We start from the raw sequence: 13,553 nt of genomic DNA on the forward strand, positions 1-13,553 counted from the left end.
ATTGAGACTTTTGCCCGCACTTCTTTGCGCGATGACCTTGTATTGGGCATTCCCTGGATTCGCGTTGGCGGACTCCATGGAGACATCCGATTCGACGACGATCTATGCGGTTCGCCGGGACTCGGTGGGAATCCCTCCACACATTCCTTTTTCAGTTGGCGAGCGGATGACCTATCACATTTCTTTCAGCTCAGTTCCGGCCGGAAAAGCGGAGTTGCAGGTAGTTGATACAGTCAAAGTTGGTGATCAGTGGGCTTGGCGAATTCAGTCAAGCGCGCGCTCGGCCAAGGGCTTTGATTGGGTGTTCAAAGTCCGGGATACCATTACGACTTGGGTAGACACCGACTCCATCTATAGCCACAAGTTTCACAAGAAGCTCATGGAAGGCTTCTTCAATGATGAGAAGCTGGTGAAATTCAGCCTTGCCGACAGCCTTGCCTATTGGTGGGATGAAAAGACTGAAAAAGTTCCCAAGAAGGTTGAACCGCGAGTTCAGGATGTTCTTTCGGCCGGTTACAGAACAAGGACGGTCTCGCTGGAAGTTGGGGATACGATCGCCATCAGAACCCATGACGTAAAGGTCACGTACGATCTGCTGGTCGTTGTTCATGCCCGAGATACCGTTCAGACTCTTGCCGGTGAGTTTGATTGTTTTGTCTGTGAACCTGTGTTGAAGAGCGGCGGGTTGTTTCAGAAGGAGCGGAAGGCAAGAGTGTATGTTTGGGTAACAGCTGACGAAAGAAGGATACCGGTCATAATGAGTTCCAAAGTGTCTTTCGGTTCGTTTATCGTTGAATTGGAGAGTTATGTTCCCGGGTTTGCCAAACCGGGAGTAAGCGAATCTGAGAAATCAAGAGCCCGAAAGGATGGGCGAGCAGACCTCGGGGATTTCGCCCCCTAAGTTCCCCATCTCAAGGGTTTAGGAAGAATTTTGGTGAGTTTTGACAAAGGACGACGAATCCCAAACTATTTAATAAATTTGCCTTTAAGAGCTTGACACATAGTCTTTAAATAGCTAATTTTGGTCATATTCTGGTAAATAGCCGGAATAATTGCAGTCCTCAGGTCCCCCCTGCTGTCCTACCGAGTTCCTCGGAGTTCACGATCCGACAAGACCCTTATTACAAACCAGGATGGAGGAGTATGCTCCTTAAGTCCCTTTTGTTGGCATTCATACTCACAGTTCAAAGTTTTGCCGCGCTCGGTCAGTCTGACACGGCAATTGTTGTTTTGGGACAGGGAGCGGCACCGACGCAAGTCGTTGTTACAGATGTTCCGAACGACGGCGGCGAGGCCTTCAGCGTTACATGGAGTCCGACTTCTCAGGTCGGATTCTCTGTTTTGCGCTTTCTCGTGATGGCAGCGGAAACGCCAAGCGGACCATTTCAGATCATGGCTGAAACCGACTCAAAGACGTCACAGGCGAGGATTTCGAGCGGTGAAGGCTGGAAGGTGGAGCCAGAAAAGTCGTTTTGGGTGAAGGTTGTTGCAGTCGATTCAACAACTGTAGCCGTTCCCGACTCGTCGAATCCCGATTCCGTTTCAGTTCGATTTGAAAAACGACTGCGCTTAAGTGAATCGGCTATTGTCGGCCCAGTGTCCTCTGAGGTTTCGTGGTTTAACTGGAATCGCGTCAACATTTTTCTCATCGTCGTCTTGTTTTACGTGTTAGTGATGTTCATGGTGAAGCGCGCGAAAACAGGTCAACCACTTTGGTTCAGGCGAATTGCAGGAATTGACGCGATAGACGAGGCTATTGGCCGCGCGACGGAGCTCGGCAAACCGGTTCTGTATGTTCCGGGAACACAGAACATTGAGAACATCCAGACAATCGCCTCTATTCAGTTACTTACGTCCGTCGCCTCTAAGGCGGCAAATTACGATATACCGATCATCGTGCCTCTTAACCGGGCCTTCATGGTCACAGTGGCGGAGGAGGCCGTTAAGCAGGGCTTCCTCAATGCAGGGCGTCCCGATGCGTTTATGCGTGACAATGTGCGATACATGTCAGACGAACAGTTCGCGTTTACGAGCGGTGTTACAGGAATCATGATGCGTGAGAAAACCGCGGCGCACTTCTTCCTTGGTGCATTCTATGCGGAATCACTGATTCTCTCGGAAGTCGGTTTCACTTCGGGTGCCATTCAGATTGCCGGAACAGCAAACACACACCAGCTACCGTTCTTTGTGGTCGCGTGCGATTACACGCTGATCGGAGAGGAATACTTCGCAACGAGCGCGCTTGTCACCCGCGATTTGGAGATGATGGGCACGCTGAAGGCTACGGACTACATGAAGGGGTTCATTATCGTTTGTCTGCTTGCTTCAATGGTACTCGAAATGTTTGGCGTGCAGTTTCTGCGCTCCTGGTTCCAAGTAATTTAGGTGATTACCGATAGATGAAACGCGAAATACCCATTCTAATTACGCTGATTTTCGGCGTATTCATGATCGTCCAGTTCTTCATTCCGCATCCGACTGTCAATGAGATTGCGAACAGGCTGCAGAATTGGGCAATCATTGTGATATCATTCTCGTATGTTCTGGGCTCAGCGAACATTTTGCGCATCAACGGTGAACTTGTTTATCGTCGCGGCCCTGGCTGGCTGTACAAGCTTGTGCTTGTTGTGGCCTTTTTCATGATGATGCTTCCCGGTTTGTTCATTGGAATTTCTGAGGGCACGTGGACAAACGATCGTTTGTTCACTTACACTTATGTGCCGCTGGCTTCAACAATGTACGCGTCATTGGCGTTCTTCATTGCTTCTGCGGCCTTTCGGGCGTTCCGGGTGCGCACGTGGCAGGCATCCGTACTGGCAATTACAGCCTTGGTAGTGATGCTTGGCAGAATTCCGATCAGCCATCTGATTTGGGATGACCTGCCGGCAGTTGTCGATTGGGTTATGAGTGTTCCTAATGCTGTTGCGCAACGTGGAATTTTGATCGGCGCGGCGCTTGGTGCAATCGCCACGGGTCTGAAGGTGATCCTTGGCATTGAGCGCAGTTACCTGGGAAGAGAGTAAGGAGATATAATGGCTCACACAACTTTACAACGACTTGAGAAGCTCGATCGTCGCTGGGTGTTTCTGGCGATGGCGATCGCCGTAGCCTCTCCCTTATTCTTCAAGCTTGGTCTGGCTCCGAAGACCACTCCGCCTGTTAAAGCATTCTATGACTACATAGAAGCGCTTCCTCCGGGATCGCGAGTGTTATGTTCGTTCGATTATGATCCAGGATCAAAAGCAGAGTTGAACCCGATGTGCATCGGAGTTCTTGAGCACTTGATGGTGAAGGGACACAAACCTGTTATCATTACACTTTGGTCTACCGCACCTGCACTTATCGAGCGGAATATCAATCTTATTTGCAGGGACAAATACGGCAAACAGTACGGCACTGACTACGCGTATTTGGGACTCAAAGAGGGACGGGAAGCAGTAATGGTAGCAATGGGCAAGTCGATAAGGTCAACATTCCCTGTTGACTTTTACCGTACCCCTGTAGACCAGCTACCACTCATGAACGGTGTGGAGAATTACGAACAGTTCTCGGCCCTAATCAACGTTTCAGCAGGCTATCCCGGCACAAAGGAATATGTCCAGTATGTGACATCACGCTTCGATATACCGATGCTGAGCGGATCGTCTGCCGTGTCTGTCCCAGAGTATTCTGCTTACTTTCAGAGCGGTCAGTTGAAGGGCCTGTTGACCGGTATTACGGGCGCGGCGGAATATGAAACGCTGATCAACAAGCCGGGATTGGCAATGACGTCGATGGACGGCCAAACAATGGGACACTTCGTCATCATAGCGTTCATTCTGTTCGGAAACATTGTGTACTTCATCATCCGTCGCGAAAAGAGCAAGGGATAAGGAAGAAATATGGACTTCTTTTGGTTGTCAATAGCCGGTTTGGCGACAGTTGCCGTGCTGAGCTTCCTGTACAAGGACAATCCGCTCTATAAAATAGCAGAGCATTTCTTTGTCGGCATCGCCGCGGGATACGTTGTGTGTACACAATTCTACAACGTATTCATACCGAATCTTTGGGATCCATTGACCAGCGGCCGCGACATGTGGCTGATAATACCATTAATCCTCGGGCTGGCACTTTTCACGCGATTCTCAAATAACTTGGGCTGGATTTCCCGCTGGCCGATGTCCGTCATTATCGGGACGTATGCCGGCCTGGCTGTCATCGGATTCGCGTCCGGCGACATGGTGCTCCAAGTGCAGGCAAGCCTCATACCGGTGTTTGAAACGGCAACTGTTTCGGATTTCACAAATAGTCCGAGCATCATGAATTTTCTGCAGATTCTCACAAATCCGCTTTTCACACTTGGACTGGTGTCTGTACTGTTCTACTTTTTCTTCTCAGTTGAGCATAAAGGCGGCTTGCGGCACGTCGCCTCGGTCGGCACGACTTTGTTAATGATCGGCTTCGGTGCCGGGTACGGGTATACGGTCATGACTCGTATCGCGCTGCTTTTCGACCGATTCTACTTCCTGTTCGTCGAGTGGCTGCAGGTAGCTTCGGCGTAATTCAAAGAATAGCTGCAAGAGCCAGAAGGCCGGTTCATGAAGAACCGGCCTTTTTGTTCCATAACGACAAATAGGTGGACTTATCAGACTATCCAATCGCCAATTCTGTTAAAGCGGATGGACTTATAAATCTTCGATAGACCCTGGTTCTTGTCCCAACTGAAGTAGATGATTAGAGCCTTCCCGACTATGTCCGATTCAGGCAGAAATCCCCAGTAGCGTGAATCGGCGGAATTGTCCCGGTTATCGCCCATCATGAAGTAATGGCCTTCCGGAACTGTAACGGGGCCGAAGTTGTCATGATTCCACGATGCTCCCCACCTTCTCACAATTTCCGGTTCACCGATTCCCGCTCGAATAGGTGCTGGTCCGGTGAACTTGGATTCCGGCGGATTTGGCCAGACTTTGCCGTCAACATACACTTGACGGTCTCTAATTTCTACTGTCTGTCCCGGCCCGGCTACACATCGTTTGATATAGTTTAGATTTCGGTCAAGCGGATACTTGAAAACAACGATGTCCCCTGGTTTGACCTCTGAGGGTGCCGGTAATCTCGTTGACGGAATGCTAAATCCGATTTCAGTGAACGGGATACCAATCCAATCAGGCGTCCTGATTCCATATACGAACTTGTTCACCAACAGGAAGTCGCCAACCAACAAAGTATTTTCCATTGAACCGGTTGGAATTCTAAAAGCTTCGACGGTGGTGACCCGAATGAAAAACACCATGATAATCAGGGTGACAAAGAACTCCGTCCATTCCCGAACGGTGCTCTTGCTGCGTTTGTGCTGGATCAGACTTTCCGAACTCGTTGCCGAACTGACGACAGACATTTTGTTCCTTAGGAGTGTGAGCTTCTGCTGTTCCTGATACTCTGCGACATCTTTACAGGTTTCATTCCGCTTTCAGAATGGCAAGGAACGCTTCCTGCGGGATCTCGACATTACCAACGGCCTTCATGCGCTTCTTGCCCGCCTTCTGTTTTTCAAGCAGTTTGCGTTTGCGTGTGATATCGCCGCCATAGCACTTTGCGAGAACGTTTTTTCTCATTGCACGCACAGTGGAACGCGCGATGATCTTGGATCCAATCGCAGCTTGAATCGCAACTTCGAACATTTGCCGTGGAATCAGGTCAACCAATCTGTCACAGACCCTCCTTCCCCAGTCGTAGGCCTTGTCCTTATGCACAATCACAGATAATGCGTCCACTATTTCACCATTGACAAGAATATCCAGGCGGGTCAAATCGCTCTGTCGATAGTCCATGATTTCGTAGTCAAACGAGGCATAACCGCGAGATATGCTTTTGAGTCGATCATAGAAGTCAAAGATTATCTCCGCGAGCGGCAACTCGTAATGCAGATTCACACGGGTGCCGTCCAGATATTCGGTATTGATGTATGTTCCGCGTGCTTCAATACAGAGCTGCATGATAGCCCCGATGTATTCTTCCGGTGTTATAATGGAGGCCCTCACGTAGGGTTCCTCCATATACTCGGTGTCACCGGCAGAGGGCATTTTGACCGGATTCTCAACCAATACGACTGACTGGTCGGTCATCACAGCCCTGTATTCGACAGAAGGTACTGTACACACCAAATCCAAATTGTACTCACGCTCGAGGCGCTCCTGAATCACTTCAAAATGAAGCAGGCCAAGGAAGCCCACTCGAAAACCGAATCCGAGCGCAACAGAAGTCTCCGGTTCGTAATTCAAGGCGCTATCGTTTAAGCTAAGCTTGGCAAGCGAATCCCGCAACAACTCGTAGTCGCTAGTGTCAGCAGGATACACGCCAGCGAACACCATCGGTTTGACTTCGCGATAGCCAGCAAGGGGCTCCGCAGCCAAATTAGCGGCATCAAAGATCGTATCCCCAACCCGAATATCGCGCACATCCCTGCAGCCGCTAACAACATATCCGACATCACCAGCAACCAGTTCATCCCGCCGAATCTGTGCAAGTCGAAGGACTCCGACCTCCTGAACGTCAAACTCTTTTTGAGTTGCTCCAAAGACGATTTTCTGACCGGGCTTGATTACACCGTCTACAACTCTAACATGGCCGATTGCACCGCGGTACATGTCATACTGTGAATCAAAGATCAGCGCACGCAAAGGCAATTCCGCGCTGCCTCTTGGGGGAGGTATTCTATCGACTATCGCTTCAAGCAATGCAGGAACACCGATGCCGGTCTTGCCACTTACTCGGAGAATAGAATCGGGATCCATTCCTAATAAGTCACCGACCTGATGGGCGATTTCATCAGGTCGGGCTACTGGCAGGTCCACCTTGTTCAAGACAGGGAGAATTTCGAGGTCGGCGTCGAGGGCAAGATACAGGTTTGAAAGGGTCTGGGCCTCCATTCCCTGGCTGGCATCTACAACAAGAATTGCGCCCTCACAGGCCTTTAAGCTTCGGGAAACTTCATACGTGAAATCCACGTGTCCCGGTGTATCAATGAGATTCAGTGTATATGTGTTCCCATTACTGTGCTTGTACAGCATTGTAATGGGATGCATCTTGATCGTGATCCCTCGTTCCTTTTCAAGATCCATGTTGTCAAGCACCTGCGTCGTCATCTGCCGCTGGTCTAAGGTGCGAGTCTCCTCAAGCAGTCTGTCAGCGAGAGTGGACTTGCCGTGATCGATATGAGCTATAATGCAGAAATTGCGAACGTCAGGTCGCATGAAGTTCCTTATGTTTGACTGCGGGAGACGAGGTCGGGATCGACATCAAGCGGCATGACAATCCAGAGAATCAAATAGAGAAGCAAACCCGTGCCACCGAGCAGAACAGTCAAAATCCACAATACGCGCACAAACGTTGGATCGACATTGAAGTACTCGCCGAAACCACCGCACACACCACCAATCTTCTTGTCCTTGCTCGAGCGCTTCAAGCGCTTTGTTAGTGAATTCGAATTACTCACGATCTCGCCTTCCACTGAGTATGTATTACTGTTCACTGCCGCATCTGACTTGCGCGCAAGCAGAATAACGGCGAGAATAATAACGAGCACGGGGCCAACGTATGCCAGACCATTATCGCCGTTATCGTTCATGAGAGTTGCAATTCCCAGTCCGAGCAATCCAATAGCCAGAAGCATGAACGCCATGACACGGCGACTTTTGGACACTGTTGCCGAATTTACCCGATGCATTGAACCGTCATCCTCAGGGACGAGAATCCAAGCCGCGATGTAAACGAGAATTCCCGGGCCAACACCTGTAATCAAAGTGACAGCCACAAACAGAATTCGTGCCAGGGCAGGGTCGATGCCGAGATAGTTAGCGGCTCCGCCGCAAACACCGGCAAAAATTCTTTCCCGGGTTGAACGAGTCAGGCGTCTGACGGTAGTTTCCATGGTTTCATCCTTTCCTCCGCCTATTCGAGCGGAAAGATTTCCAGAATTGTCCATTCCACGACACCAGCTGGAATTGTAATTTCTACAGTATCACCGACCTTGCCACCCATTAGTCCTTGGCCAATGGGCGATTGGTGGCTGATTCGGCCTTCTGCGGGGTTGGCCTCGGCGGGCGAAACAATTGTGAATTCGCGTTCTGACTTCTTCTTCTTGTCAAGAACTTTGACACGAGTCAGCAAACGAACCTGGTCTGCGACAATCTTGCTTGAATCAATCATTACCGCCGAATGCATCATAGCTTCAAGCTGATGAATCTTCGCGTCAATTCTGGCAAGATCTTCCTTCGCGGCATGGTATTCGGCGTTTTCAGAAAGATCGCCATGCTCACGGGCAATCTGAAGCTGTTTCACCATTGCCGGCCGCTTAACGTATTTCCATTCATTTAGTTCAGCCTGCAATTTTTCCATGCCGGCACGAGAAATATACTGTTTCTCCAAACTTACCTCGCGGGTGCATTTCTGAAATAGTCGAGGAGTCCGTTAACGACTCCGCGGGACAACGTATGCAGAAACTCCTTATCAGCAAGTTTCAGCTCTTCGTCGGGATGCATCATGTACGCGGCCTCAATGAGCACCGCGGGAAAGTCCGTGGGGCGAACCACGGCGAAATTCGCGTCGAAAACTCCATCATCGCCAAGAGAAGTTGCCTGAAGAATCTCTCTCTGAATACTCTCGGCAAGCGGACGACTCAAAGTCTGGTAATAGTACGTGCCACAACCCCGGCGACTAAACGGATTTTCTCCGTCCGGCAACGCGTTACCATGCAAGCTCAGAAAAGCGTCGCAATTCTGCCAACGTGCCATCTGGACACGATCATGCAAGCCGATGGCCACATCCTGTGTCCTGGTTCGAAAGACATCCGCACCCGCTTTCCGAAGCTGCTGTTCAAGAATCTCCGACCAAACCAGAACAACGTCCTTTTCCTTAAACCCTCGAGGTCCTATTGCGCCGTCTGCTGTCCCGCCATGCCCGGGGTCAAGTACTATCTTCTTCCCGCGTAAGGACTTTGCCTCGACTGACTTGGCATATATATCCAGACGCAGTGCCGTTGCGGATGCAGTAAGTGAATATCCGTGAGTAATCTGCATCGCAAGATTGATGTCGAGCTCAGTTCCCCACGAATGCTGGCGCCATGAGATGTCTTCGACAAATTCTCTCGCCGGGCCGACATAATGCACTCGGTCAATTGCACATACAGCTCCCGGAATCCCTATCGTAAATCTCCGTCCAGCGGGATCGGTTCTGCATTCTGTCAGAAAAGCCCAGTCCGTCTCGAACAGAATCCGTATCGTATCCTGCTGAACTGACACTTCGCCGTTTTTAATGAAGTTTGCAGTCCAGTTTTGCCACATACCAACACTGTCCGCATATCGTCGCTCAATTACACCTGCGAGACCAGGACCTGCTTCAAACTCGAGCCAATTGGGCGACACCTTGTTAACTGCCAACATTGTGCCCGAGTCGGGAAAGAAATAGTAGCTTCCACCCACAGCTGTTCTCGTGTGAGCGTTAGATACCCCGACCCGAAACGCGGCGGCCTGTTCAAGGGCTGTCCAGTCAACTGGCTCGGGTTCAGCCTGGGCGGCAAAAGGAAAGAAAAGCGTCGAAGTTCTTTGTCCCCTATCAGTTAGACTCGCATGCCAGCCTAAAGTTTCTGCCTGCCAAAAGAGCGGCAGGTACGCCAAAAATGCCCCATCCTCCGTCAAATCGACTGGAATGCCATTAAAATCCAGCTGACTTCCAGGTTCACTGGGAGCGATATGACCGAAGACGAAGGTCGAATCCAAGTTTGCCGGGTAACGAAAAGTGTCCTGGCCTGATTCAAGTCTGGGATAGATCAACAGGATTTCTGCACCATATCCGGTTGCAAAGATCAGAAATGCCGCAAGAGTGTGGGTCAGGACCATACGCCGGTTGCCAAGACTCTAATACCGTCCAACACAAGCCTTGAATTGACGTGGTTGATAGTAGCGCTCTGTCCCTCCAACAGTTTGGCAAAACCACCAGTCGCAACTACAGTTGCAGGTCCGTATTCCTGGTGAATTCGTAACACCAATCCATCTATCATGGCGATTGCGCCATTCAGAATGCCGCTTTGAATGGCCTCAATAGTATTTCTTCCAACAACTTGAGGTGGAAAAGCAAGTTCGGCTTTTGGTAGTAGTGCGGTGGACTGGTGAAGGCTTTCGGCGGCAGTTGCAACCCCAGGGGCGATGATTCCACCAAGGTACGTCCGCGATTCGTTGACAACATCTATAACGGTCGCAGTACCTAAATCAACAACAATGACTGGAACACCATAGTCGTGAATAGCTGCAGCAACACCACAGAGCCTGTCCGGGCCTACTGCACTTGCCGGTTCATAAGCAATATTCAGACTCTTCACATCATCAATTCCGATTACGCGAGTCGGCAAACCGAGCTGCTCAGAAGCAAAGCTTAAATGTCCGGTCATCGCCGGAACAACCGACGAAATTGCAATCATCTGTATCCGGGAATCCGGAAAACCACCTCGCCGGAGAATACCATCAAGAATCACAGTCCATTCGTCTCGTGTCCGCACAGCCTTTGTGGTCAAGCGCCACTCATGTTTCCATCGGTCCTCGTCCCACCATCCGATAGTCGTATGTGTGTTCCCGATATCAATTGCAACGAATGCGCTCATTGAAGCTGAATGTCTCCGCTAAAAACTTCCTGGATTTCGCCTGACGATAGCCGCAGCAGAAGTTGCCCATTCAAGCCAAGGCCGACAAACTCTCCTTCAGACACACTGTTGAATTCGACGCGTCGCATCCTCGAACCGTACCGAGGCCCCAATTCTTCCCACGATTCGCGAATTGAATCAAACGCACCATCCATATACGCGTCAAACAGCGGCTCCCACGCATTAAGCAGTTCAGCAAGCAGCACTTCTCTGCTCGGATGCCATGCAGATCCTTGCCAAAGCGAAATAGCCGGCCAAGCGAACTCGATCGACGGAATAGAGTTGACATTAATGCCAACGCCAATCACAATAGTCTCACCGCTTTCCGTTGAACTCGACTCAGCGAGTATACCTGCGACTTTTCGATGGCTTAGCAAGACGTCATTAGGCCACTTGAGCTCAACATCGGCGCCTGTATCATGATTGCGAATCGTGCGTCCGAGTGCAATTGCAGGCAACAAAGACAACATTCCCTTGCTGTCACTCTGACCGTGAAGTCGAAGGGCAAGTGAAAACAGCAAAGAAGAATCCGCACAATCCGACCACAATCTGGACTGCCGGCCTCGTCCAGCTGACTGGTGACCCGCAATAAGAACACCACCCGATAGTGTAAAAATCTCAGGGTTCTCCTTCAAGAAGCGATTGGTGGAATCCACTTCGTCCAAATAAACGAACTGCCTACCAAATCGCCTTGTCGTAAGATGCCAATGCAGCTGCTTCTCGTCCCAGGCTCTCACTTTTCCGAATAAACTCCCCAAGTCTGCCGCAGGCAATTCGAAATCTCGCCTAAGGTGGCCTTCTGCTGCACTGCGCCAATCAAATGTGGCATCAGATTAGAATCGCCTTTCGCCGCCGAGACGAGTTGATCGAGTGCGCTCGAGACCTTTGAATTGTTCCGTGCTCTGCGAAGATTAGCAAGTCTGTCACGCTGCTTCTGTTCGATCGATGCGTCCACGTTCAGCACAAGCTGCTCAGCAGCGTCACCAGTCTGAAATCGATTTACGCCAACAATTACACGTTGCGCTTCCTCAATTTCACGCTGATACCTATAAGCTTCCGTTGATATCGAGTCCTGGAAATAGCGCTTTTCAATCGCACTTACAGCACCACCCAGCTTTTCAATGTGCTCCATCTCTTTCCAGACTGCAATCTCGATACGATTTGTGAGATCTTCGACAAAGTAACTTCCACCCACGGGATCCACGGTATCGGCAACTCCACTTTCGTGTGCGATAATCTGTTGAGTTCGAAGCGCTAGTTGTGCCGTCCGTTCAGTAGGTAACCCAAGCGCTTCATCCAGGGCATTTGTATGCAAGCTTTGTGTCCCCCCCAGAACCGCTGCCAGCGCCTGAAGCGTGACGCGCACTGCATTGTTGTCCGGCTGCTGTGCAGTTAAAGTGCAACCAGCAGTCTGCGTATGAAAGCGAAGCATCCACGATCGATCATTCTGGGCTCCGAACTTTTCACGCATCAGTTTCGCCCAGATGCGGCGCGCGGCGCGAAATTTTGCAATTTCCTCAAAGAAATTGTTGTGGCAACCCCAAAAGAACGCAAGTCTCGGAGCGAAACTATCTACATTCATCCCACGGTCAATCGCAGACTGCACATAAGCCATCGCATTCGAAAACGTGAACGCAAGTTCCTGCACGGCGGTCGAGCCCGCTTCGCGAATGTGATAACCCGATATGGAAATCGTATTCCACTTGGGCATATTCACACGGCAGTAGTCAATGATGTCTGTCACCAACCTCAGAGACTCGCGGGGAGGATAAATATAGGTTCCCCGGGCAATGAATTCCTTTAGAATGTCGTTTTGGACCGTACCTTCAAGGTCCCTTTCCGATAAATTTCTTGAACGCGCGACTGCAATGTAAAGTGCCATCAGTACAGCCGCAGTCGCATTGATAGTCATCGACGTGCTGACTTTGTCAAGCGGAATATCGTCAAACAGCACAGTCATGTCATCAATACTTGAAATTGCAACACCAACGCGTCCCACCTCGCCCACCGCTTCGGGTGCATCGCTGTCGTATCCAACTTGAGTCGGCAAGTCAAAAGCGACCGAGAGGCCGGTCGTTCCCTGACTTAGCAAATACTTGTATCTGGTGTTCGACTCTTCCGCCGTCCCGAAACCGGCGTATTGCCGCATCGTCCAGAAGCGGCCGCGATACATGTTGGGCTGAACTCCGCGCGTGAACGGAAAAAAGCCCGGAAAACCGATATTTGGATCTGCACTCAAATCACCGGAAGGACCGTACAATGGCGCAACTTCAAGGTGACTCTCAGTCTCAAAACGGTTTCGGCGCTCCTTTTGGCTTGAGATCAGCTTTTCGAGCGCAGCCAGCCATTGATCACGCGAACTCATTTGTGGGCGAATACGCTACAATTTGAGATTGACAAGATGAGCACCTTTTTCGACAGAGTCTCGTTCCTTGACATGTATATCACTAACCATTCCATCCGCCGGTGCACGAACCTCATTCTCCATTTTCATTGCTTCCAGAATCAGTATGGTCTCGCCCCGCTTAACCTGCTGACCTACGTGCGCTACAGTTCTCACAACCAGACCCGGCATGGCAGCTTTCACGATTATGCTTCCGCCTTCACCAGTGGTCGCTTGTGCCGCAACTTTGAGCAATCTGTCTCTTTCGGTTTCGATTGACAGAGGTAAAACCCTGCCACTCATTATTAACCACAAATCATCGCCATTTCGATTGACGGCAAATCGCACAACGCGATCTGAGAGTCGCACTGTAACTAGTCGTTTCTCCAGGGAAAACTCCGGAAAGTCAATCCTTGTGTCATTCACAAACAAATCAGTATCTGATCGCCTAACGTCAAACTTTGCATCGCCAATGTGAATTGTTGTCCTATCATACAT

General features: G+C 50.3%; 14 protein-coding genes and 1 pseudogene. 5 read left to right on the forward strand and 10 right to left on the reverse strand.

Annotated features, from left to right (window positions below):
- Position 1: 1 nt before the first annotated feature.
- The 5 genes from HUU59_02325 (at position 2) to HUU59_02345 (ending at position 4,541) form a co-directional block, all read left to right on the forward strand.
- A complete protein-coding gene (locus tag HUU59_02325; GenBank protein ID NUO18267.1) occupies positions 2–901 on the forward strand; it encodes a DUF3108 domain-containing protein in 900 nt (299 codons plus the stop codon).
- A gap of 242 nt (positions 902–1,143) precedes the next feature.
- Positions 1,144–2,385, forward strand: coding sequence for a hypothetical protein (locus HUU59_02330; GenBank protein ID NUO18268.1), 1,242 nt, complete (start codon positions 1,144–1,146; stop codon positions 2,383–2,385).
- 14 nt (positions 2,386–2,399) lie between these two features.
- On the forward strand, positions 2,400–3,023 hold the full coding sequence (locus tag HUU59_02335; GenBank protein ID NUO18269.1) for a hypothetical protein: 624 nt from the start codon (positions 2,400–2,402) through the stop codon (positions 3,021–3,023).
- 9 nt (positions 3,024–3,032) lie between these two features.
- A complete protein-coding gene (locus tag HUU59_02340) occupies positions 3,033–3,872 on the forward strand; it encodes a hypothetical protein (protein NUO18270.1) in 840 nt (279 codons plus the stop codon).
- 9 nt (positions 3,873–3,881) lie between these two features.
- Complete coding sequence (locus tag HUU59_02345) at positions 3,882–4,541, forward strand: hypothetical protein (protein NUO18271.1); 660 nt, start codon at positions 3,882–3,884, stop codon at positions 4,539–4,541.
- A gap of 83 nt (positions 4,542–4,624) precedes the next feature.
- Here the strand turns inward: HUU59_02345 and lepB are convergent, their stop codons facing one another.
- The 10 genes and pseudogenes from lepB to HUU59_02395 form a co-directional block, all read right to left on the reverse strand.
- On the reverse strand, positions 4,625–5,377 hold the full coding sequence (gene lepB / locus HUU59_02350; protein ID NUO18272.1) for a signal peptidase I: 753 nt from the start codon (positions 5,375–5,377) through the stop codon (positions 4,625–4,627).
- A 61-nt stretch (positions 5,378–5,438) separates the two neighbouring features.
- Positions 5,439–7,232, reverse strand: a complete 1,794-nt coding sequence (gene lepA / locus HUU59_02355; GenBank protein NUO18273.1) for an elongation factor 4 — start codon at positions 7,230–7,232, stop codon at positions 5,439–5,441.
- An 8-nt stretch (positions 7,233–7,240) separates the two neighbouring features.
- A complete protein-coding gene (locus tag HUU59_02360) occupies positions 7,241–7,606 on the reverse strand; it encodes a PspC domain-containing protein (protein NUO18274.1) in 366 nt (121 codons plus the stop codon).
- Between the two features lie 108 nt (positions 7,607–7,714).
- Positions 7,715–7,909 (reverse strand): annotated as a pseudogene (locus HUU59_02365) (PspC domain-containing protein).
- Between the two features lie 20 nt (positions 7,910–7,929).
- On the reverse strand, positions 7,930–8,376 hold the full coding sequence (gene greA / locus HUU59_02370) for a transcription elongation factor GreA (GenBank protein NUO18275.1): 447 nt from the start codon (positions 8,374–8,376) through the stop codon (positions 7,930–7,932).
- A 32-nt stretch (positions 8,377–8,408) separates the two neighbouring features.
- Positions 8,409–9,875, reverse strand: coding sequence for an N-acetylmuramoyl-L-alanine amidase (locus HUU59_02375; protein NUO18276.1), 1,467 nt, complete (start codon positions 9,873–9,875; stop codon positions 8,409–8,411).
- Positions 9,866–10,633, reverse strand: a complete 768-nt coding sequence (locus tag HUU59_02380) for a type III pantothenate kinase (GenBank protein NUO18277.1) — start codon at positions 10,631–10,633, stop codon at positions 9,866–9,868. Before HUU59_02380 ends, HUU59_02375 begins: the two co-directional genes overlap by 10 nt.
- Positions 10,630–11,409: a biotin--[acetyl-CoA-carboxylase] ligase gene (locus HUU59_02385; GenBank protein NUO18278.1), complete on the reverse strand. Its 780-nt coding sequence runs from the start codon at positions 11,407–11,409 to the stop codon at positions 10,630–10,632. Before HUU59_02385 ends, HUU59_02380 begins: the two co-directional genes overlap by 4 nt.
- Positions 11,406–13,037 (reverse strand): methylmalonyl-CoA mutase, encoded by a 1,632-nt coding sequence (locus tag HUU59_02390; protein NUO18279.1) that lies wholly within the window; start codon positions 13,035–13,037, stop codon positions 11,406–11,408. The genes HUU59_02385 and HUU59_02390 overlap by 4 nt, the downstream gene beginning before the upstream one ends.
- A gap of 15 nt (positions 13,038–13,052) precedes the next feature.
- Positions 13,053–13,553 carry an acetyl-CoA carboxylase biotin carboxyl carrier protein subunit gene (locus HUU59_02395; GenBank protein NUO18280.1) on the reverse strand — a complete coding sequence of 167 codons (501 nt, stop codon included), beginning with the start codon at positions 13,551–13,553 and terminating at the stop codon, positions 13,053–13,055.

The sequence above is a fragment of the bacterium genome, from assembly GCA_013360195.1.
In the GTDB taxonomy this organism is placed as follows: domain Bacteria; phylum Electryoneota; class RPQS01; order RPQS01; family RPQS01; genus JABWCQ01.

What these genes read in the sequence shown, in the direction of transcription:
- HUU59_02330 (NUO18268.1), top strand. Translation starts at nt 1,144, where the DNA reads ATGCTCCTTAAGTCCCTTTTGTTGGCATTCATACTCACAGTTCAAAGT.
- HUU59_02335 (NUO18269.1), top strand. Translation starts at nt 2,400, where the DNA reads ATGAAACGCGAAATACCCATTCTAATTACGCTGATTTTCGGCGTATTC.
- HUU59_02340 (NUO18270.1), top strand. Translation starts at nt 3,033, where the DNA reads ATGGCTCACACAACTTTACAACGACTTGAGAAGCTCGATCGTCGCTGG.
- HUU59_02345 (NUO18271.1), top strand. Translation starts at nt 3,882, where the DNA reads ATGGACTTCTTTTGGTTGTCAATAGCCGGTTTGGCGACAGTTGCCGTG.
- lepB (NUO18272.1), bottom strand. Translation starts at nt 5,377, where the DNA reads ATGTCTGTCGTCAGTTCGGCAACGAGTTCGGAAAGTCTGATCCAGCAC.
- lepA (NUO18273.1), bottom strand. Translation starts at nt 7,232, where the DNA reads ATGCGACCTGACGTTCGCAATTTCTGCATTATAGCTCATATCGATCAC.
- HUU59_02360 (NUO18274.1), bottom strand. Translation starts at nt 7,606, where the DNA reads ATGAACGATAACGGCGATAATGGTCTGGCATACGTTGGCCCCGTGCTC.
- greA (NUO18275.1), bottom strand. Translation starts at nt 8,376, where the DNA reads ATGGAAAAATTGCAGGCTGAACTAAATGAATGGAAATACGTTAAGCGG.
- HUU59_02375 (NUO18276.1), bottom strand. Translation starts at nt 9,875, where the DNA reads ATGGTCCTGACCCACACTCTTGCGGCATTTCTGATCTTTGCAACCGGA.
- HUU59_02380 (NUO18277.1), bottom strand. Translation starts at nt 10,633, where the DNA reads ATGAGCGCATTCGTTGCAATTGATATCGGGAACACACATACGACTATC.
- HUU59_02390 (NUO18279.1), bottom strand. Translation starts at nt 13,037, where the DNA reads ATGAGTTCGCGTGATCAATGGCTGGCTGCGCTCGAAAAGCTGATCTCA.
- HUU59_02395 (NUO18280.1), bottom strand. Translation starts at nt 13,553, where the DNA reads ATGTATGATAGGACAACAATTCACATTGGCGATGCAAAGTTTGACGTT.